This window comes from Mesorhizobium sp. ESP-6-2, assembly GCF_020164675.1.
Taxonomy (GTDB): domain Bacteria; phylum Pseudomonadota; class Alphaproteobacteria; order Rhizobiales; family Rhizobiaceae; genus Mesorhizobium.
The window spans coordinates 350071-370448 of record NZ_JAIUGT010000003.1 but is presented as its reverse complement, the minus strand read 5'-3'; the positions used below and the strand labels follow the sequence as shown (position 1 = coordinate 370448).

Below are 20378 nucleotides of genomic sequence, written 5' to 3'. Positions count from 1 at the left end.
TGCCGGCATTCCGGCAAAAATCGATCTTTGGCTGCGGGCGCTGGCGCTCGGGTGCTGCCGCTAAGGCTTTTGAGGAGCGGTACATGTCTGGGCAGGTCTTCAACCGGTTGTTCGCGCCGATTGCTCTGCGCGGCAAGACCTTACGCAACAGGATCGTGTTCGGGGCCCATACCGCGAACATGGCAGTAGAGGGACTGCCGACAGAACGGCATGTCGGCTATTATGCCGAACGCGCTATCGGCGGCGCGGGGATGATCGTCGTCGAGCCGATGCCGGTGCACCGGGCCGCGGTTCTTACCCGCGGCAACTTCCGTCCTTCCGACGACAGCGTGATCCCCCATTTCCGCAAAGTGACGGAAGCGATCCGCGGCAACGGCGCCGTCGCCATCCAGCAGCTCTATCATGTCGGTCAGCACGCGGACGCGGACAACTCGTTCCATGCCGGCTGGTCCCCTTCCGGGCTGCCGAGTTATCACGACTCTGACGGTTCGCATCGAATGTCCGAAGTCGAGATCGAAGAAACGATCGACGGTTTCGTACAAGCGGCGCGCCGTTGCCGCGAGGCCGGTTTCGACGGCGTCGAGGTCTGGGCGGCGTATCATTCGATGCTGGACCAGTTCTGGACGCCCTGGTCGAACCGCCGCGACGACCGGTGGGGTGGCAGCCTTCAAAATCGCACCCGGATGAGCCGTGAGGTGATGAGCAGAATTCGCCGGGAATGCGGCGACGATTTCATCATCGGCCTTGCGGTCAACGACGAACCGGAAGTCGAAGTGGCGCTCAAGCGCGAAGCATTGGCCGAGATAATCGACCTCCACGACCGCGATTCTTTGATGGACTATGTGACTTGTGGAACGGGCTCCTACTTCGATTTCTACAAAATCATGCCGACCTTTGTTTATCCGGAGAAGCTCGGTGCCGACCTGGCGTCCGTGCTCAAATCCACCGTGCGCCACGCGTTGATCACGGCCGAGAGTCACATCCGTACGCCGCAGAACGCCGAAAGCGTGCTGAGCGAGGGCCACGCTGATCTGGTTTCCATCGTGCGGGGGCAGATCGCCGATCCGCACCTGGCTGCAAAGGCCGCCGCCGGACGGCCGGAAGACATTCGCGGGTGTCTGTCCTGCAATCAGATGTGCTGGGGCCGACGCAGCCGCGACTACTGGATCAGCTGCGTCATCAATCCTTCCGCGGGGCGGGAATGGGAGTGGGGCGGAGATCGCTTCGCCCCTGCTAGCCAACCCAAGCGCGTGCTGGTCGTCGGCGGCGGTCCCGCCGGCCTCGAAGCGGCGCGTGTAGCAGCCGAGCGCGGCCACCGTGTCACACTGGCCGAGGCTTCCGACCGCCTTGGGGGGCAGTTCCGCCTTGCGGGGCTGCAACCGCGCCGCGCCCAGATTCTGGATCTGATCGACTGGTACCAGCGCCAGCTCAGCCAGCTTCAGGTCGACGTCCGGTACGGACAATATGTCGAGGCGGAGGATGTCGAGCGCGAAGGCGCGGATCACGTCATCATCGCAACCGGCTCGATGCCGCCGGACGGCGCTTTCCAACGGGCATTGCCGCAGTGGGAAAGCATCCCGGGCGGCGGCCTGGTTCTCTCGGCTGAAGCCGTGATGGCCCGTGAGGTGAGGCCAGGCAAAAATGTTATCTTGCTCGACGATGGCGGCAATTGGAAAGGGTGCGGCACCGCCTGGAAACTCGCCGAGGACGGTCACAATGTGACGCTTGTGACACCTGACGCCCTGGTTGGCAAAGAGCTTCAGCGAATGGCCGTCGACGCGCCGCTGCGCCGCGCACTCACCAGGCTGCGGGTGCGGTTTCTGACCGAGAGCGCCATCGTTCATTGGGACGGCAAAGCGGCCAGGGTCGCTTCCCTACTCGACGGAACCGAGCAGGACGTCGAAGCCGATGCGCTGGTCTTCGCCACGACGAGTATGGCGGCCGACATGCTTTCCATCGAACTCGACAGACGGAAAATTGCCCACACGTCGATTGGTGATTGCACCGCCTCGAGGCAGGCGGCTTTTGCCATCCATGATGGCCGCAAGGTGGCGCTTGGCCTTTGATCGCAGTCTTGGCACGCGCGCCTGTCGGATGACCTGCACCGGCGGCGAGCGGCCCTCGGGCTTCATGAGCCGCAAAAAAGCCGATATGCAGGATGCGTGATTGCGCCAAGCCATCAAAAGCCGGAGATTCTGCATGAGACTGACAGTGCTCCTTGCCGCCCTTTCGACGGCGTTTCCCGCTGTCGCCCTGGCCGGTCCGGCGTCGGACGCAGTGAAGTTCTTCTATGTTCCGGAGGTCAAGTTCGAGGCCGACGCAAAATACCGGGATCGCTTCACCGAGCCGGTGACGAGACTGTTCGACCTCAACGATCAGGCAACGAGGAAGAATCCGGACCAGGTCGCCTGCATCGATTTCGATCCGGGCCTCGATGCGCAGGATTTCGACCAGAAGACCGTCTCCAAGACCCTGAAAGTGTCCGAGACAGTGGACGGCGACACTGCCCAGGTGGTGGCGAGCTTCAGTCTCTTTCCGGAAGGAGACGATGCACAACGCGAAATGCATTGGTCGCTGAAGAAGATCGACGGCAAGTGGAGGATATCGGACATCGCATCGAAGACCAACGATTGGACGCTGAGCCAGCTCGAATGCCTGGCGGGCCAAGATCCGGAGTGATCCGATGGCCCGCCACCGGTTCCTGGCGCTGTCGGCCGTGTGCATGATGGCGGCGGACTTGAGTGGCGGCGCCGCGCAGGGGCTGCTCGGCGCGCCGCCGGCAAACGCTCCGGCGGCCACCGCGCCCGATGACAACGGGTCGCCGCCAGCGCCTGCACCTCGCGGAGCCGCCGAGCCGGCAACGCCACCGGTTGCCTCGCCGGGCGAACCTGCCGCCCCAATTCAGCCGGGCTCGCCGACGGCGGTGGTGCGGCCGTTCTACGATCAGGTCGGCTTGGAGGTCGATCCTTCGCAGCGCGGCCATTTCGTCGATCCGGCGAAAACGGTGCTCGACAAGAGCGATGCGCTGCGCAAATCCGGGCAGGGCGAGTGCCTCGACCCCAACATGGCGCTCGACAATGCCGACTATGACAAGGCCGAGATCGACAAGAGCCTGAAGACGCTCGAGGCGATCAATGGCGACCAGGCCAAGGTCATCGTCGCCTTCGTCGTCGCCGGCAACCCGCACCGCCTTGAGTGGAAGTTCAAGAAGGTCGACGGTGAATGGAAGATATCGGACCTGCTATCGGTGACCGGTGAATGGGCGCTCAGCCAGTACCAATGCGAATGACGGTTCGAGCTAGCCTCGCCCGCGATAGGGTGCCACTCCGGTCTCGGGCAGCCAGGCGCCTTCCGGCGGCGCGCCCGTCTGCCAGAACACGTCGATCGGAATGCCGCCGCGTGGATACCAATAGCCGCCGATGCGCAACCATAGCGGGCTCGTTGCCGCCACGATGCGGCGGCCGATCATGACGGTGCAATCCTCATGGAAAGCACCATGATTGCGGAACGAGGTCATGAACAGCTTGAGCGACTTCGATTCCACCAGAGCCGCGTCGGGTGCGTAGTCGATGACTATATGGGCGAAGTCAGGCTGGCCGGTGACCGGGCACAGCGAGGTGAATTCCGGGCAGGTGAAGCGCACGATGGCCGGCGGGCCGTCGCCGCGCGAAAACGGCACGGTTTCCAGGAGCGCCGCTTCTGGGCTCTGTGGCGTCTCGACATGCGCGCCGAGCTGGGTGAGGGTTTTGGTATCGATCATGGACGGCTCCTTGCCTGCCTGTCGCCGGAAGCACGCTTCCATGGCGGTCGGCGCGAACGAAGATTGGAATAAACGCCGCAATCCATTCAGGGGCGGCACATCTGGCCGCTCAATAACACAATTTGAACCTGCAGGAAGACGATGACCAGCAACGATCCGCTTCTCCAGCCTTATCAGCTCAAACATCTGACGTTGAAGAACCGGGTGATGTCGACCAGCCACGAGCCCGCCTATTCGGAAGACGGCATGCCCAAGGCGCGCTACCGGCTCTACCATGCTGAGAAGGCCAAGGGCGGCATGGCGCTGACAATGACCGCCGGCTCGGCCATCGTTTCACGCGACAGCCCGGCCGCCTTCGGCAATTTGCATCTCTATGATGACGGGATCGTGCCATGGCTCGCGGAACTGGCCGACGCCTGCCACGAGCATGACTGCAAGGTGATGATCCAGATTACTCATCTCGGCCGTCGAACCGGCTGGAACAAAGCCGACTGGCTGCCGGTGCTGTCGGCTTCGCCGGTACGGGAGCCGGCGCATCGTGCCTTTCCCAAGACCATCGAGGAGTGGGATATCGAGCGCATCGTCGCCGACTATGCTTCCGCCGCCCAGCGCTGCCAGGCTGCCGGCCTCGACGGCATCGAGTTCGAGGCTTACGGCCATCTGATGGACGGCTTCTGGTCTCCGGCCACCAACCATCGCGACGACGAGTTCGGTGGCTCGCTCGATAACCGGCTGCGCTTCACCGATATGGTGCTCGACGCCGTGCGCGCGGCGGTCGGTGAGACGTTCGTCGTCGGCATCCGCATGGTCGCCGACGAGGATTTTTCGCAAGGCCTGTCGAAGGAGGAGGGCGTCGAGATCGCCAAGCGGCTGGCCTCATCCGGCAAGGTCGATTTCCTCAACATCATCCGCGGCTCGATCGAAACCGACGCGGCGCTGACCAAGGTCATTCCGGTGACCGGCATGCGCTCTTCGCCGCATCTCGACTTCGCCGGCGAGGTGAGGGCGGCGACGAAGTTCCCGACCTTCCATGCCGCGCGTATTTCCGACGTTGCCACCGCCCGCCACGCCATCGCCACCGGCAAGCTCGACATGGTCGGCATGACCCGCGCCCACATCGCCGATCCGCACATCGTCCGCAAAGTGATGGAAGGCCGCGAGCACGAAATCCGCCCGTGTGTCGGAGCCACCTACTGCCTCGACCGCATTTACGAAGGCGGCGAGGCGCTCTGCGTCCACAATGCGGCGACTGGCCGCGAGGCAGACATTCCGCATATCATCGCCAAGGCCGAGGGACCAACGCGAAAAGTCGTCGTCATCGGCGCTGGTGTAGGTGGACTGGAGATAGCGCGCGTAGCCGCCGAGCGCGGCCATCAGGTGACGGTGCTGGAGGCATCGGGCCAGGCCGGCGGGCAGGTCAGGCTGGCGACGCAGAACCCGCGCCGCAAGGAGTTGATCGGCATCGTTGATTGGCGGCTGGCCGAACTCGACCGGCTCGGCGTCGAGATCCGCTACGACAGCTGGGCGGAGAAGGACGACGTTCTGGCGTTGTCGCCGGATGTCGTGGTGGTCGCCACCGGCGGACTGCCGCAGAATCCGCCGCTGACGGCGGGCGGCACTCTTGTCACATCGAGCTGGGACATCATGGCCGGCAGCGTCAAGCCGGCTGAAAACGTGCTGCTCTATGACGACAATGGCGGCCATCAGGGAATGGGCGCTGCAGAACTCGTCGCGGCTGCCGGTTCGAAACTGGAACTGGTTTCGCCGGAGCGATTCTTCGCGCCGGAAATGGGCGGCATGAACCACGTACCTTACATGCGCGCCTTCCAGGAGAAGGGGGTCATCATCACCATCAACACAAGGCTGCGCTCGGTGCGCCGCGAGGGCAATCAACTGGTTGCCGAGCTTGCCTCCGATTTCGCCGACGGCTGGCGTGGCGAGCGGCGGGTCGACCAGGTGGTGGTCGAACATGGCACGGCGCCGCTTGACGATCTTTATCTTGCGTTGAAGCCATTGGCGAAGAACGGCGGCGCCATCGACTATGAGCGGCTGGTGAGTGGCGGCGACATCTTTCCCGAGCGCAATCCGCAGGGCTCTTTCGTGCTGTTCCGCATCGGCGATGCCGTCGCCGCGCGCAACATCCACGCCGCCATCTATGACGGCATCCGGTTCGGGCTAAGGATTTGAAAGGCTGCTGTCGCTAACAATTCCGGGGAAAGTTGTGGTGGCGCGCAACGGAACCTCCGCAAGGAGAGCCATCTGCTGCCTTGGATCGTTGCGCGCCGCGCACGCCGCCTGCTTGCGCCGGCACCGTACGATCCGTGATCAGAACATTCTGGCGGTGGCCATGCAGAGCACGGTGAGAACCAGCAGCCAGGCGGCGATTCGCTCGCCTTGGGCCATCTTCGCGCGCAGGGCAGGTTCGGTGGCCGCGTCGGCGCCAGCAAGTTGCGTGCTGGTGCGGCGGACCATGGTGCTGAGCACGCCGGCCGCGGCGAAGGCGGCAACGATGCCGAGCGCCAGCACCATTTCCGTCGAGCCGAAATAGGCGCCATGGAAGAAATACCAGAGCAGCGCACCGGTGAGAAACACCACGCCGGCCGCTCCCATTTGCGGCCCAATGAAGCGTTCAGCCCGGATCTCGGGGTCGCGCGCCAGCGTGATGGTGGTGCCGGCCCAGAACACCCCCGCCATGACGTGAAGACCGATGGTGATGATGTAGACATATTGCATACCAGCTCTCCTCTCTTGCCCGCCGTCGCCTCAATAATTAGATATCTAACTGTTAGATGTCAATGTATGAAAGGATGCCAGTTCCATCCGTGGAAAACACCGTCTAGTGTCTTGCCATGACGCCCTTTGAACGCCCGCCGGTCGGCATGAATCTCGGCCGCACCGCCAAGCTTGTTGCACAGGCCTTCGACACCGCGTTGGTGGAAGCGGGCGGCACGTTGCCCGTCTGGCTTACTCTGCTGTCGGTCAAATCGAGCGAGCTAGCCAACCAGCGCGAGCTCGCCGGAATGATCGGCATACAGGGGGCCACGCTCACCCATCATCTGAACGCGATGGAGGCGCAAGGATTGCTGACGCGCCGCCGCGATCCCGTCAACCGCCGGGTCCATCTGGTCGAATTGACAGAGGCCGGAGAAGCGATGTTCGAGACACTGCGCAAGGCGGCGATTGCCTTCGACAAGCGACTGCGTGCCGGCCTGTCAGACGACAGATTGGCGGAGTTTGCGCAAGTGCTGGCGACGTTGCGGGCCAATGTGGAAAGCTGACGATGTCCAAGGCGCGCCACGTGAATCTCTTTCGACACGACGCGCTTTAGGACTCACCGCCTCAGTCGTCATAGCTCTGGATTGTGCCAAAAGCATAACCGCGCTGCTTCAGCGCTGTAATCAGCTTGGTCAGTCTCGTCTTGCCGTCGAAGCTGTCCTGGAACATCTCGTCATGCATGAGCAGGATCATCTTTCCGCGCTTGACGAAGCGGCCATAGCCGAACAGGTGATCGATCTCGCTGACCAAGTGGTCTACGCTCTGCACCGGCTTGCCTGTGTCGTCATGCACCCACTCATGGTCCCAGCCATAGAGATAGAAGCCGGAGGCGGCGACGAATTCGTAGTCCGGCTCCTCCCGGCCTTCCTGCGCAAGGCCGAGCGAGGTGTCGTTCTTCGACATTGAGGGCAGTCTGAACACGTCGCGCCCAGGCAGCCTCGCATGAACCGCCGGAGCGAGCCCGAGCACGACGTTGGCCCGCAGCATGTCGGCCACAACGCCTTCCGTATCGGCATAGAAATGTTGGTAGCGGTTGTTGGCGTGGCTGTAACTGTGATTGCCCACCGTCACCAGCGGCAGAGCTTTTGCGCGTCTGACCAATGCCTTGTTGCCCGCGCTCGCCTGCGCATGCATGCCGACCATGAACAGCGTCGCCGGCACCTGCTGCGCCTCCAGCACGTCGAGGATGGTGCTGGTGCCGTTCAGCGGCCCGTCATCGAAGGTCAGATAGATAGTGCGATCCGCTGCGTAAGCGGGAAATGCGGCGAGCATGGTCAGCAAAGCAAGCAGAAGCGGCATCGGGACTACCCGTTTGCGATCAGGGCGCCATCTCGGTGATGAGTTGTCAAGCGCGGGCAAGGGCTGCCTACGCCAGGCTTCCCTGCAGCACCGTCAGCCTGGCCTTCTTCGGCATGCGGGCGCTCAGCCAGTCACGGGCTTTGTCCTGCGGCATCGGGAAGGCGATGGAGTAGCCCTGCACCTGGTCGCAGCCGATCGCCATCAATGAATCGAGTTCGGCTTCGGTCTCGGCGCCCTCCGCGACGATCGAGATGCCAAGGCCCCGCGCGAGCTCGGTGATGGCGCGCACGATCTTGGAGTTGTCACCGTTCTCATGGATGTTCTGGACGAAGCGGCGATCGATCTTCAGCCGGTCGATCTCATTGGGATTGACGTGGCTGAGCGACGCGTAGCCGGTGCCGAAATCGTCGAGCTCAAGATGGACGCCGGCGGCCCTGATATGGCGTAGCTTTGCCGCGATGCCTGTCTTCTCGTCATCGAGAATGACGGATTCGACGATTTCCAGCGACAGTTTCTGCGGCGGCAGGCCGGCCTTCTCAAGCGTCTCGAACAGGAAAGCGTCGAAGTCATGCTCGCGCAATTCGGTTCCGGATACGTTGACCGCAAGCCGTCCGAAAGCAATGCCGGCGCGGTTCCATTCGGCGGCTTCGTTGATCGCCTTGCTGATGACGATGCGGCCGATATCAGGCATGAAACCGCATTTCTCGGCGACGGGAATGAATTCGCCAGGCGAGATCATGCCGCGCTCGGCATGGTTCCAGCGCACCAGCGCCTCGATGCCGCTGATCCTGCCGTCGCTCAGTGAAACCTGCGGCTGGAAATAGACCTGGAATGCCTGCTGTGAAATGGCAACCTTGATGTCGTGCTCGAGTTGCTTGCGATAATCGAGTTCGCGACGCAATTCCTCGGAGAAGAACGAGAAATTGCCGCCGCCCATCTTCTTGGCGGAGTAAAGCGCCAGATCGGCGTGAACCAGCAGGTCCTGGGCGTTGTCGGCGTCGATCGGATAGACGGCGATGCCGCCGCTGGCGCCCGGTAGAATGGTCGTGCCCTGGAAGACGATCGGCTCGTTGATGTGCGCAAGAATGCGCCGTGCCAGCATGTTGATGTCTTCGCTGCCGCCGGCGCCGTTGAGGATCATCACGAACTCGTCGCCACCGAGGCGCACGCACAGATCCGACGCCCGACAGGAATCGCGCATGCGCTGGGCCGTGATGACCAGCACATAGTCGCCGGCGGCGTGGCCGAGCGTGTCGTTGATCTGCTTGAACCGGTCGAGGTCAAGCTGCACCACCGCAAGACGTTCGCGCCGACGATGCGCGCTCTTGATCAGCGTGTCGAAATGGTCGGTCAGGAATGTGCGGTTGTGCAGACCGGTCAGCCCGTCATGAACGGCGATGAAGGCCATCGAATTGCGCGCATCGACGAGTTCGCGCGTCTTGCGCAGGATCGCGTTCGACATGGGTCGGAAGATGAACAGCGCCACCAGTACGATGACGCCGATCGTGGCGTAAAACAGCGTGCGGTGCAGATCGAGCATCTTTTCGGATCGTTCGTCGGCGAAAGCGCTGATGCGCTGGCCCAGTGCCGAATAGCCCGACAATGTAGCGTTGGCGACCGAGGCGTCGAGGGTGACGCGTTCGTAACCGCCCTTGTAGCCGCCATTGTCGCCGAGTGCGAGCTGCGACGAGAAGGCCGATACCAGGCGTTCGCCATTGGCGACCAGCCCGACGGAAAAATAGTCGAGATGGAAAGGCTTGCCGAAAAGGACGTTCTCGATCGTCTTCGGATCCAGCCTGGCCGGCGACTTTGGATCGGCGGCCGTCTGCTTGAGCAGCAGGTCATAGTTGGTTTCGAACTCCGCCGTCGCTTGCTTGAGCGCGTTGACGAGCGCCGGCTGCTTGTCGCGCGAAGCAGCACCGGTCGCACCGGCGAGGAAGACGATGCGCTGCGACAGCGTCTTTTGCGTGCTGACGATATCGAGCAGCGTATGGTTGTGCCGTTGGGTGGCCATCACCTGCTGCAGCAGGATGAAGGAAGCCACCACCATGGCGGCGATGATCAGCAGCGCCAGCCAGTAGCCGGCCTTGATCAGCAGTATGAGCTTGCTTGAAACGGTTTGCACCGGCTGCTGCGACATCTTGGGGGGCGGCCCTCTCGCCAACGGGATTCCTGTATGAGCATCATTGAACTGCAAACATTAACAGGGCCGGAAATCGACGGCCGGTCGACAAGGGGAAAGGCTTAAAGATCGCGAAATGGTTATCGGCCTCTTTCGCGGCCGGTCCGCATTTGAACATTTCGCCGGCTCCCATGTGATCGGGATCGTTTCTCGAGCCATGCCTGCGGCATCCGTTCGACATTGTCCAGCCACCTGATCCGGTCGCTTTTGCGGTGGATTTTTTGTGCGTGCGGGACGACAGTCTGCCCACGTCAAACGAGGCATGATCATGACCGCAGCATTTCTCTCCCATATCGACGGCGAACTTGAGGGGCTCAGATCGGCCGGACTGTACAAGTCCGAGCGGGTGATTTCCTCCACGCAATCGGCTGAGATCGAGGTCGGCGGCGAGAAGGTGCTGAATTTCTGCGCCAACAACTATCTCGGCCTCGCCGACAGCCCCGACCTGCGCGAGGCGGCAAAGCACGCGCTCGACCGCTACGGCTACGGCATGGCTTCGGTGCGTTTCATCTGCGGCACGCAGGAGGAGCACAAGCAGTTGGAGGCGACGATATCGTCCTTCCTCGGCATGGACGACACCATCCTCTACGGCTCCTGCTTCGATGCCAATGGCGGCCTGTTCGAGACGCTTCTGGGCGAGGAGGACGCCATCATCTCCGATGCGCTGAACCACGCCTCCATTATCGACGGGGTCAGGCTGTCCAAGGCCAAGCGCTTCCGCTACGCCAACAACGACATGGCGGATCTCGAGGCGCGGCTGAAGGAGGCGAAGGATTGCCGCTTCCGGCTGATCGCCACCGACGGCGTGTTCTCGATGGATGGTATCATCGCCAATCTCGCAGGTGTGTGCGATCTGGCTGAAAAATACGATGCCATGGTCATGGTCGACGACAGTCACGCGGTCGGCTTCGTCGGCAGGAACGGCCGCGGCTCGGCTGAGCATTGCGGCGTCGAGGGCAGGGTCGACATCATCACCGGTACGCTCGGCAAGGCGCTGGGCGGCGCTTCCGGCGGTTACACGTCCGGCAAGAAACAGGTGGTCGACTGGCTGCGCCAGCGCTCGCGACCCTATCTGTTCTCCAACACGCTGATGCCGGCGATCGCCGGCGCCTCGATCAGAGTGTTCGACATGATCCGCAATGGCAATGCCCTGCGCGAGCGCCTATATGCCAATGCGGAACGGTTCCGGACACAGATGGGCAAGCTCGGCTTCACGCTGGCGGGCGCCGGCCATCCGATCATCCCGGTCATGCTGGGCGATGCCAGCTTGGCGCAGGAGATGGCGGCGCGCATGCTGCAGCGCGGCATCTATGTCATCGGCTTCTCCTTCCCGGTGGTGCCTAAGGGCCAGGCGCGCATCCGCACCCAGATGTCGGCCGCGCATTCCACCGCCGACATTGATCGGGCGGTCCAGGCTTTCGGTGCGGTTGGCAAGGAACTAGGTGTGATTTCCTGAGCGACCGGCACCGCAAACCGCTTCCGGATCAAGAGATTCAAGGGACAAGAGAATGTCGAACATGATGAAGGCGCTGGTGAAGGCCAAGGCCGAGCCAGGCATCTGGATGGAAGAGGTGCCGGTGCCGGATATCGGCCCCAACGACGTGCTGATCAAGGTGAAGAAGACCGCGATCTGCGGCACCGACGTCCACATCTACAATTGGGACCAGTGGGCGCAGAAGACGGTGCCCGTGCCGATGGTGACCGGCCATGAATTCGTCGGCACCGTTGCGGATTTCGGCGCCGCGGTCACCGAATACAAGGTCGGCCAACGCGTGTCGGGCGAAGGCCACATCGTCTGCGGTCATTGCCGCAACTGCCGCGCGGGCAGGGGGCATCTGTGCCGCAACACGCTCGGCGTCGGCGTCAATCGACCGGGCGCCTTCGGCGAGTACCTGGCGATCCCGCAGCACAATGTCGTGCCGATCCCCGACGATGTGCCCGACGAGATCGCTGCCATATTCGATCCCTTGGGCAATGCCGTCCATACGGCATTGTCCTTTGATTTGGTCGGTGAGGACGTGCTGGTCACCGGCGCCGGGCCTATCGGCATCATGGGTGCGCTGGTGGCGCAATGCGTCGGCGCCAGGAAGGTCGTTATCACCGACATCAATCCAGTGCGACTGGAACTGGCGCGCAAGCTCGGTGTTCAGCATGTCGTCGATGCCTCGAAGGAAAAGCTGCGCGACGTGATGCCGGCGCTCGGTATGACCGAGGGTTTCGATGTCGGCCTGGAGATGTCGGGGGCAGCCCCTGCCTTTCGCGACATGATCGACACCATGAATAATGGCGGCAAGATCGCCATCCTCGGCATTGCTCCAACCGGGTTCGAGATCGACTGGAACAAGGTCATCTTCAAGATGCTGCATCTCAAGGGCATCTACGGCCGCGAGATGTTCGAGACCTGGTACAAGATGATCGCGCTCGTACAGGGCCCGCTCGATGTTTCCGGCCTGATCACCCACCGCATCGGCATCGACGATTTCCAGGTCGGATTCGACGCGATGCGCAGCGGCAGTTCGGGCAAGGTGGTGATGGATTGGTAGTCGATGCGCTGGGAGTTTCAGCCTTCGGGGCAGGCGACGCTAGAGTCGCCTGGTTTTCAGCCATCGCACCTGTCGCCATGCGCGCCGCAACGCAGTTGCGGCGGCGCCGATCGCAATGATGGCGAGCGCGAGCGTCAAGACTTCGTTGTGGCCATTCCAGAGGAATTCTCCGGCCGATAGCAGTGCCGCGACGGTTGCAGCTGCCATGCGATGTGGCTTGGCCATCGGTCCGGTGAAATCGCTCGGCGCCTCGTTGGCCCGCCCCAATTCCCGCACATAGGCGGTGAGAACCGAAAAACAGGCCGCCGCCCAGCCTAGGCCAGGCATGCCGATGCCGTAGCCTATTCCGGCCATGATGGCGATGTCGGCGATCCTGTCCGGGAACTCGTTCCAGAACGGCCCGTCGGCCGACGCCTTGCCGCCCTCGACGGCGACCATGCCATCGAACAGATTGCACAGCAGCCGCAGTTGGCAAAACAGCGCCGCGCCCAGCAACAGCAACAAACGAGAAGTGCCGCCGCTCTGCCCGCCAAGCCAGAAGGCCGCGCCTGCCAGCGCGCCGGCGAGGATACTGGCCTGCGAAATCCGGTTGGGGGGCACGGAGAGCGCGGCGAGACGTCTGGCCGTCGCTTGTGCCCAGCGCGTGTCGCGGCTTGCAAGTGGTCTGCGATCGCCCGTGTTGATCACTGCCTCATCCCGGTGACCAGAAATAACGCGTGAGATGGAAGAAGATCGGAGCGGAGAAGACCACCGAATCCAGCCGATCTATCAGGCCGCCGTGGCCATCGATCAGATGGCCCCAATCCTTCACGCCGCGGTCACGTTTGATGGCCGACATCACAAGGCCGCCGAAAAAACCCATCAGCGTGATCAGGAAGGCCATCGCGCCCGCCTCAAGCGGAGAGAACGGCGTGATCCACCACAGGCCAGCGCCGATGAGGCTGGCGCTTGCAACGCCTCCGAGGAAACCTTCAAGCGTCTTGGACGGCGAAAGCTTTGGTGCGATCTTCGTATGCCCGATCGCCTTTCCCCAGACATATTGCAGTACGTCGCTCAATTGCACGACGATGACAAGGAAGGCTATCAGAAGCACATTGCGGCCCTCGTAGCCGGGAATATGCAACGTCAGAAGAGCCGGGACGTGGGAGGCGCAGAAAACGCAGATCATCAACGCCCATTGCACCTCGGCAATTCGAACGAGGAAGTGCTGGGTATCGCCCCGTATGGCTGAGATGATGGGCATCAACAGGAAGGCGTAGACCGGGATGAAAACAGAAAAGATCTCGTAGTCCTCGATCCAGAGCAGCACATACTGTACCGGCAGCACGACGAAAAACGCCGTGGCCAGCGCCCAGTGGTCGGCACGCCGGGTATTGGTCAGCGTCACGAATTCGCGAAGTGCGGCGAAGGAACAGAAGCCGAAGAGAAGCAGGACGCCGATCCGCCCGGCGATGAATGCTATGGCGATGAGAATCGCCATTACCCACCAGGCATTGATACGGGCGTTGAGGTTCTCGATGGCTGGGTTGGAGCCTTCCGGCGACAGCCGTCGCTCCAGGATATGCCCCACGAAAGAGGCCACGAGCAGGATCCCGCAGACGCCGAGCACGAGAACCATCATATCGAATTGGGTTGAGCTCATTCCGCTGCCTTTTTCGGTGCCAGCGCCAGCAGCGCCCCACGTGCCCGTTCGAGGAACATATGCTTGCTCTCGCCGTCAGCCAGGTGCATTGCCTCGCCGAACGTCACCGTGCAGATCAGCGGGATAGGCACGAATTCCCCTTTCGGCATCACCCGGTTGAGATTGGCGATCCATACCGGCACCAACTCGAAATCCGGGTGCGATGCCGCCAAATGGAACAGCCCGGACTTGAATGGCTGCAGGGAAGCGTCGGATTGGTTGCGCGTGCCTTCCGGGAAGAGAATGAGCGAAGAGCCTTCTCTCATCGCCTCCCCCATGCTCTCGACGGGATCCATCGTGCGTCCATCGCGATTGCGCTCGATCAGGACGGCATTGAAAACGTCGCGGCCGACGAAGGCTCGGACTTTTGATTTCAGCCAGTAGTCGGCACCCGCTACGGGTCGCACCCGCCGACGCAGGCGCGGCGGCAGGACAGCCCAGATCAAGATGAAATCACCATGGCTGGAGTGATTGGCAAAGAAGATCGAGCGACGCCGAGGCAACCTGCCTTCATGCCAAAACGGCCGCACGGCGGTGATGGCTCGGGCAAACAGCAAGACGACCACGGCCACCGGCCTCGCGAGCAGCGACTTCATCCTTCCCCCCAATTCGCCCGTCGATGATCACTGGCTTACATACAGCGCTGAAAATTCGCCACCGGGCAAGCAGGGATCGAAAATGACCGCCAGACCGTCTCTGCTTCAAGGCGCTGTCGCGTCGAGCCATCGTCTCCTATTCCATCTGGCGATAGCCGCTATCTCAGACCCAACGCGCTTTCCAACGACGCGATGCCTTTGACGATGGAGGCTTGCTGGTCGGCGCTCAGCTGGGCCAGCAACTCCCGTTCGAACGCCTTCGCCAGCGGCACCATCTCGCTATAGGCCGCAAGTCCGGCTCTGGTCAGCGCCAGGTGCTCGACGCGGCGATCGTTCTCGTCAGTGGTTCGGATGAGCCATCGGCGACGCTCAAGCTCCGCCACGGCACGCGAAACCTTTGTCTTGTGCATCGCCGACTGCGCGCCGAGTTCCGTCGCGGTCATTGTGCCGCGCTGGCCAAGCCCCGAAAGCGTACGCCATTCCGGGCGCGTGAGGCCGTGACGCTCCTTGTAGATCCGGGAGAATTCGCGGCTCACGGCATCGGCCAGCCGATACAGCCGGTAGGGCAGAAAGCTTTCGAGTTCCAGGATTTCGGATTCCATGACCAGCCATCGAGAAATGCCCGCGCACGGCATTGATAGTTACATTTTCGATGGTTACAAATGAAACCAATTTGGTCAAGCATTCGCGAGGAGGAAGCGATGGCCTTTTCCTACATGCCGGGTTTCGGCAACGATTTCGAAACCGAAAGCCTGCCGGGTTCGCTGCCGCACGGGCGCAATTCACCGCAGCGGCCGGCCTACGGCCTCTATGCCGAGCAGCTCTCCGGTTCGCCCTTCACCGCGCCGCGTGGCACCAATGAGCGCTCCTGGCTTTATCGCATCCGGCCAAGCGTCAGACATACCGGGCGCTTCACGTCGGTGAGTTATCCCTTCTGGAAAAGTGCGCCCAATGTCGGCGATCATGAGCTGGCGCTCGGCCAGTATCGCTGGAGCCCGGTGCCGATGCCGAAGGAGCCAACCGATTTCATCGCCGGCATGCGCTCGATGACGACCGCCGGCGACGTTCTTGGGCAGACCGGCATGGCGGCGCATGTCTATGTCGCCAACAAATCGATGGGCGACGACCATTTCTTCAACGCCGACGGCGAGTTGCTGGTGGTGCCGCAGGTGGGCGCCTTGCGCTTCGTCACCGAGATGGGGGTCATCGAGCTCAGGCCCGGCGAGATCGCGGTGCTGCCGCGCGGCCTCGTCTTCAAGGTCGAACTGGTCGATGCGGAAGTGCGCGGCTATGTCTGCGAGAACTACGGTGCCAAGCTGACGATGCCCGACCGCGGCCCGATCGGCGCCAATTGCCTGGCCAATCCGCGCGATTTCAAGACGCCCTGCGCCTGGTTCGAGGAGAAGGAGACGCCCTGCCGGCTGACCGTCAAATGGTGTGGACAGTTCCATGTCACCGAAATTGGCCATTCGCCCCTCGATGTGGTGGCGTGGCACGGCAACTATGCGCCCTACAAATATGATCTGGCGACGTTTTCGCCGGTTGGTGCGATCCTCTTTGACCACCCGGATCCGTCGATCTTCACGGTGCTGACCGCGCCGAGCGGCGAGGAGGGCACCGCCAACATCGATTTCGTCATCTTTCCGCCGCGCTGGCTGGTGGCGGAGGATACGTTCCGCCCACCCTGGTATCACCGCAACATCATGAGCGAGTTCATGGGGCTGATCCACGGCCAGTACGACGCCAAGGAAGAGGGTTTCGTCCCCGGCGGAATCAGCCTGCACAATCTGATGCTGGCGCATGGCCCGGACGCGCCTGGTTTCGAAAAGGCCTCGCGCGCGGATCTGAAACCGGTCAAGCTCGACAACACCATGGCCTTCATGTTCGAGACCCGGTTCCCGCAGATGCTGACCCGCTACGCCGCCGAACTCGACGCCAGGCAGGACAATTACATCGACTGCTGGGCCGATCTGAAGAAGCGCTTCAATGGCACGCCCGAGGGCGATTGGTCCTGAATGGATCGCTGCCGTCGGAAAACTGCCTTCAGGAAAGTTGAGCCGGCGGCTTGACGATTGCCCATAACAGCCTTGTTGTGGGCCAAGCGGCGCAAGGCCGCGTCAGGAGAGGAAACCGCATGAAGCTTGCCACATTGAAGAACGGGACGCGCGACGGAAAGCTCGTCGTCGTCTCGCGCGATCTTACACGCTTCACCGATGCCTCCTTCCTGGTGCCGACGCTGCAGGCGGCTCTCGACGATTGGCGGCGGATTTCGCCGCATCTGGCCGCAATGGCGGAGTCGCTCGAGAGCAATGCAGTGCCGTCGGCGCGCTTTCACGAACATAATGCCCATTCGCCGCTGCCGCGCGCCTATCAATGGGCTGACGGTTCAGCCTATGTGAACCATGTCGAGCTGGTGCGGAAGGCGCGCGGGGCCGAAATGCCGGCAAGCTTCTGGACCGACCCGCTGATCTATCAGGGCGGCTCCGACAGCTTCATCCCGCCGCGAGATCCGATCCGCATGGCCGACGAGACCTTTGGCATCGACATGGAGGCGGAAGTCGCGGTCGTTGTCGATGATGTGCGAATGGGCGCCAGCCTCGAGAAGGCGCGGGAGGCGATTCGCCTGGTGATGCTGGTCAACGATGTGACGCTGCGTGCCATTGCCGGACCGGAACTCGCCAAGGGGTTCGGCTTCTTCCAGTCCAAGCCGTCTTCGGCCTTTTCACCGGTCGCGGTGACGCCGGACGAGTTGGGCGAGGCCTGGGACGGCGGCAAGGTCAGCCTGCCGCTGCTTGCCGACCTCAACGGCAAACCTTTCGGCCGGGCGAATGCCGGCGTCGACATGACTTTCGATTTCCCCGCGCTCATCGTCCATGCGGCGAAAGCACGGCCGCTGGCGGCCGGCACCATCATCGGCTCCGGCACCGTCTCCAACAAGCTCGGCGGCGGGCCTGGCAAGCCCGTCTCGGCCGGCGGGGCGGGCTATTCCTGCATCGCCGAACTGCGCATGATCGAGACCATAGAGAGCGGCGAGCCGAAGACGCCGTTCCTGCGTTTCGGCGACACGGTGCGCATAGAGATGAAGGACAAGGCCGGGCATTCGATCTTCGGCGCCATCGAGCAGACGGTCGAGAAATACGAGGGGTGAGGGGGAACCCAAACCGTGACCTTGCTTGAACACCTGTGCCGTATGGCGCGCAACAATCTGTGGTCGAACGACCGGCTCTACCGTGCTGTGCTGGCGCTTCAGCCCGGGGAGTTCGAGGCCGAGCGCAGCAGTTTCTTCCCCTCAATTAAGGAAACGCTCAACCACATCCTTGCGGTAGATCATCTTTATCTCGATTTCCTGACAGATGGCGGCCGCGGAGCTGCCGCCTATGATGATTTCGAGCCGTTCGACGATGCGGCAAGCTTGGCAGAGGCACAGGCCGATTTTGATCGCAGGCTGATTACCTTCTGCGACAGCCTGTCGGAGACCGGCCTCGAACGGCGGGTCATCACCGACCGGCGTCAGGACGGTATGATCCGGGAAAAGATCGGCGACATCCTCGCCCATGTTTTCCTGCATGACATCCACCATCGCGGCCAGGTGCACGCGATGCTGTCCGGCACGTCGGTCGCGCCGCCGCAGCTCGACGAATTCCTGCTCGATTACGATGTGAAGCTCAGGAAGGCGGAGGTTGAGAGGCTCGGGTTGGAAAGCTAGGCAAGCGTCACAGCGTAGCGCGCAAAATGCGGGTCCGATGTCACGATTGTCAGGTTCTCCATTTGCGCTTGTGCAATCAGCAACCGGTCGAACGGATCGCCATGGTGATGCGGGAGGCTGCCAACCGCATGCGCGTGCTGCAAGGTGACGGCGAGCGGCTGAAATTGCATCCTTGGAAGCAGCGCCGGCAGGTCGTGCGGCGCAGTGAGTTTTCCGATCGAACGTTTGATAGCAATTTCCCAAACGCTCGCCGCGCTCGCGAACACTACTGCTTCCGAAGCCAAGATGGCGCGGTGGTGCTCGCTGAGACGTCGATCGTCCGAAATGGACCAGAGGATGATATGTGTGTCGGCGAGAAACGGTCCCACCGTCATCTGACGTACTCGTCCCATTCGGGACCGAGTTCGTCAAAATCGTTCGCAATCCAGATTTTGCCTTTCAAGGCACCAATACGAGGCAGGAGATCTGCCCTCGCTGGCGGCACCAGCCTCGCGGCGATCTTGCCATGACGCGTGAGCACGATCTCCTCGCCAGCTTCCGCGCGGCTGACGAGTTCCGACAGTTTGGCCTTTGCTTCTGCGATGGAAATGTTCATGGCTCGACCTTTCTGACCATAATTTAAGTCATAATTGGCCGAGCCGCAAGTTTGGTGTTACGCCGCCTTGCCGTCCATTTTGATCACGCCGCGCTTGATCTGGTCCTGCTCGATCGATTCGAACAGTGCGCGGAAATTGCCTTCGCCAAAGCCTTCGTCGCCTTTGCGCTGGATGAATTCGAAGAAGATTGGTCCGATCACGGTCTTGGAGAAGATCTGCAGGAGGATCTTCGTCGTGCCGCCGTCGACCACACCTTCGCCGTCGATCAAAATGCCATGCTTCTTCATGCGTTCGATCGGCTCGTCATGGCCGTTCACGCGTGCATGCGACATCTCGTAATAGGTCTCCGGCGGGCCGGGCATAAATTTCAGCCCATTGGCGGCAAGCTTGTCGGTGGCCTCGTAGATCGCGTCGGTGCCCACCGCTATGTGCTGGATGCCCTCGCCATTGTACTTCTTCAGATATTCGGCGATCTGGCTGGTCTCATCCTTGGATTCGTTGAGCGGAATGCGGATCTTGCCGCAGGGCGAGGTGATCGCCCGGCTGACCAACCCGGTGATCTTGCCGTCGATGTCGAAGAAATGGATCTGCTTGAAGCCAAACAGGTCGCGGTAGAAATCCCACCATTTGTCCATGTTGCCGCGGTAGACGTTGTGCGTCAGATGGTCGAGGAAATAGAAGCCGACGCCTTCCGGTCTGGGGTCGCGTTCGCCCAGCCATTCGAATTCGGCATCATAGGCCGAGCCCTTCTCGCCATAGGTTTCGATGAAGTAGAGCAGCGAGCCGCCGATGCCTGATATCGCCGGCACGTCAAGCGTCTTGTCGGCGCCTTCGTAAGGCGTGGCTCCCTTCGACACCGCGTGTTCGAAGGCATGCTTGGCATCGACCACCCGCCACGCCATGGAGGCGGCGCATGGGCCGTGCTTGTCGACGAACTTCATCGCATGCGAGCCGGGCTCGGCGTTGACGACATAGTTGATGTCGCCCTGACGCCAGACGGTGATGTCCTTGGTGCGGTGCTTTGCCACCGCTACATAACCCATGTGGGTGAACAATTCGGCCAGCTTCCGTGGCTCAGGATGCGCGAATTCGACGAATTCGAAACCATCGGTGCCGGCGGGGTTGGCCTTGCTGATCTTGGCGGGTGGAGCGTCGTGCGGGAAGGGACCCATGATTATCCTCCGGAAGCTGGCTTGGCCTGCATAGGCCATGCCATCATAGCGCTGGCGCGCCGCACGGT

General features: G+C 62.1%; 21 protein-coding genes. 10 read left to right on the top strand and 11 right to left on the bottom strand.

Translation table 11 applies throughout. From position 1 onward, the window contains the following. Positions 1-83: 83 nt before the first annotated feature. The 3 genes from LB532_RS11325 to LB532_RS11315 all read left to right on the top strand — a co-directional run bounded on the left by LB532_RS11325 (position 84) and on the right by LB532_RS11315 (position 3289). Positions 84-2066, top strand: a complete 1983-nt coding sequence (locus LB532_RS11325) for an FAD-dependent oxidoreductase (protein ID WP_140637734.1) — start codon at positions 84-86, stop codon at positions 2064-2066. A 133-nt stretch (positions 2067-2199) separates the two neighbouring features. Continuing rightward, positions 2200-2679: a DUF3828 domain-containing protein gene (locus tag LB532_RS11320; protein WP_140637735.1), complete on the top strand. Its 480-nt coding sequence runs from the start codon at positions 2200-2202 to the stop codon at positions 2677-2679. Positions 2680-2683: 4 nt separating this feature from the next. Then, positions 2684-3289: a hypothetical protein gene (locus LB532_RS11315; protein WP_140637736.1), complete on the top strand. Its 606-nt coding sequence runs from the start codon at positions 2684-2686 to the stop codon at positions 3287-3289. A gap of 9 nt (positions 3290-3298) precedes the next feature. Here LB532_RS11315 and queF read toward each other — a convergent pair whose 3' ends face one another. After that, positions 3299-3760: a preQ(1) synthase gene (gene queF, locus LB532_RS11310; RefSeq protein ID WP_140637737.1), complete on the bottom strand. Its 462-nt coding sequence runs from the start codon at positions 3758-3760 to the stop codon at positions 3299-3301. Between the two features lie 141 nt (positions 3761-3901). On the opposite strand from queF, the gene LB532_RS11305 reads away from it, so the two are divergent. Next, complete coding sequence (locus LB532_RS11305) at positions 3902-5947, top strand: FAD-dependent oxidoreductase (RefSeq protein WP_140637738.1); 2046 nt, start codon at positions 3902-3904, stop codon at positions 5945-5947. A 138-nt stretch (positions 5948-6085) separates the two neighbouring features. On the opposite strand, the gene LB532_RS11300 is transcribed toward LB532_RS11305, so the two are convergent. Further along, positions 6086-6493 carry a hypothetical protein gene (locus LB532_RS11300; protein ID WP_140637739.1) on the bottom strand — a complete coding sequence of 136 codons (408 nt, stop codon included), beginning with the start codon at positions 6491-6493 and terminating at the stop codon, positions 6086-6088. 146 nt (positions 6494-6639) lie between these two features. Here LB532_RS11300 and LB532_RS11295 point away from each other — a divergent pair, with 146 nt between their 5' ends. After that, positions 6640-7038, top strand: coding sequence for a MarR family winged helix-turn-helix transcriptional regulator (locus LB532_RS11295; protein WP_224556790.1), 399 nt, complete (start codon positions 6640-6642; stop codon positions 7036-7038). A 61-nt stretch (positions 7039-7099) separates the two neighbouring features. Here the strand turns inward: LB532_RS11295 and LB532_RS11290 are convergent, their stop codons facing one another. Continuing rightward, a complete protein-coding gene (locus LB532_RS11290) occupies positions 7100-7834 on the bottom strand; it encodes a polysaccharide deacetylase family protein (protein WP_140637740.1) in 735 nt (244 codons plus the stop codon). 67 nt (positions 7835-7901) lie between these two features. Further along, entirely contained in the window at positions 7902-9974 is a 2073-nt protein-coding gene (locus LB532_RS11285) for a putative bifunctional diguanylate cyclase/phosphodiesterase (protein ID WP_140637741.1), read from the bottom strand. 310 nt (positions 9975-10284) lie between these two features. On the opposite strand from LB532_RS11285, the gene LB532_RS11280 reads away from it, so the two are divergent. Further along, positions 10285-11472 carry a glycine C-acetyltransferase gene (locus LB532_RS11280; protein WP_140637742.1) on the top strand — a complete coding sequence of 396 codons (1188 nt, stop codon included), beginning with the start codon at positions 10285-10287 and terminating at the stop codon, positions 11470-11472. Between the two features lie 52 nt (positions 11473-11524). After that, positions 11525-12559 carry an L-threonine 3-dehydrogenase gene (tdh, locus tag LB532_RS11275; protein ID WP_140637743.1) on the top strand — a complete coding sequence of 345 codons (1035 nt, stop codon included), beginning with the start codon at positions 11525-11527 and terminating at the stop codon, positions 12557-12559. A 39-nt stretch (positions 12560-12598) separates the two neighbouring features. On the opposite strand, the gene LB532_RS11270 is transcribed toward tdh, so the two are convergent. The 4 genes from LB532_RS11270 to LB532_RS11255 form a co-directional block, all read right to left on the bottom strand. Then, positions 12599-13246, bottom strand: coding sequence for a CDP-alcohol phosphatidyltransferase family protein (locus LB532_RS11270; protein ID WP_140637744.1), 648 nt, complete (start codon positions 13244-13246; stop codon positions 12599-12601). 4 nt (positions 13247-13250) lie between these two features. Continuing rightward, entirely contained in the window at positions 13251-14201 is a 951-nt protein-coding gene (locus LB532_RS11265; protein WP_140637745.1) for a phosphatidate cytidylyltransferase, read from the bottom strand. Further along, on the bottom strand, positions 14198-14836 hold the full coding sequence (locus LB532_RS11260) for a lysophospholipid acyltransferase family protein (protein ID WP_140637746.1): 639 nt from the start codon (positions 14834-14836) through the stop codon (positions 14198-14200). Before LB532_RS11260 ends, LB532_RS11265 begins: the two co-directional genes overlap by 4 nt. 158 nt (positions 14837-14994) lie before the next feature. Next, positions 14995-15438: a MarR family winged helix-turn-helix transcriptional regulator gene (locus tag LB532_RS11255; RefSeq protein ID WP_140637747.1), complete on the bottom strand. Its 444-nt coding sequence runs from the start codon at positions 15436-15438 to the stop codon at positions 14995-14997. Positions 15439-15537: 99 nt separating this feature from the next. Here LB532_RS11255 and hmgA point away from each other — a divergent pair, with 99 nt between their 5' ends. The 3 genes from hmgA (at position 15538) to LB532_RS11240 (ending at position 18542) form a co-directional block, all read left to right on the top strand. Continuing rightward, positions 15538-16851, top strand: coding sequence for a homogentisate 1,2-dioxygenase (gene hmgA, locus LB532_RS11250; protein WP_140637748.1), 1314 nt, complete (start codon positions 15538-15540; stop codon positions 16849-16851). Positions 16852-16970: 119 nt separating this feature from the next. Next, positions 16971-17984: a fumarylacetoacetate hydrolase family protein gene (locus LB532_RS11245; RefSeq protein WP_140637749.1), complete on the top strand. Its 1014-nt coding sequence runs from the start codon at positions 16971-16973 to the stop codon at positions 17982-17984. Between the two features lie 15 nt (positions 17985-17999). Then, a complete protein-coding gene (locus LB532_RS11240; RefSeq protein ID WP_140637750.1) occupies positions 18000-18542 on the top strand; it encodes a DinB family protein in 543 nt (180 codons plus the stop codon). On the opposite strand, the gene LB532_RS11235 is transcribed toward LB532_RS11240, so the two are convergent. From LB532_RS11235 to hppD, 3 genes are read right to left on the bottom strand one after another with little or no spacing between them, the layout of a single operon-like run. Continuing rightward, a complete protein-coding gene (locus LB532_RS11235) occupies positions 18539-18916 on the bottom strand; it encodes a type II toxin-antitoxin system VapC family toxin (protein WP_140637751.1) in 378 nt (125 codons plus the stop codon). The genes LB532_RS11240 and LB532_RS11235 overlap by 4 nt on opposite strands. Continuing rightward, positions 18913-19137, bottom strand: coding sequence for a type II toxin-antitoxin system Phd/YefM family antitoxin (locus LB532_RS11230; RefSeq protein ID WP_140637752.1), 225 nt, complete (start codon positions 19135-19137; stop codon positions 18913-18915). The genes LB532_RS11235 and LB532_RS11230 overlap by 4 nt, the downstream gene beginning before the upstream one ends. 57 nt (positions 19138-19194) lie before the next feature. After that, positions 19195-20310, bottom strand: coding sequence for a 4-hydroxyphenylpyruvate dioxygenase (hppD, locus tag LB532_RS11225; RefSeq protein ID WP_140637753.1), 1116 nt, complete (start codon positions 20308-20310; stop codon positions 19195-19197). Positions 20311-20378: the final 68 nt, after the last annotated feature.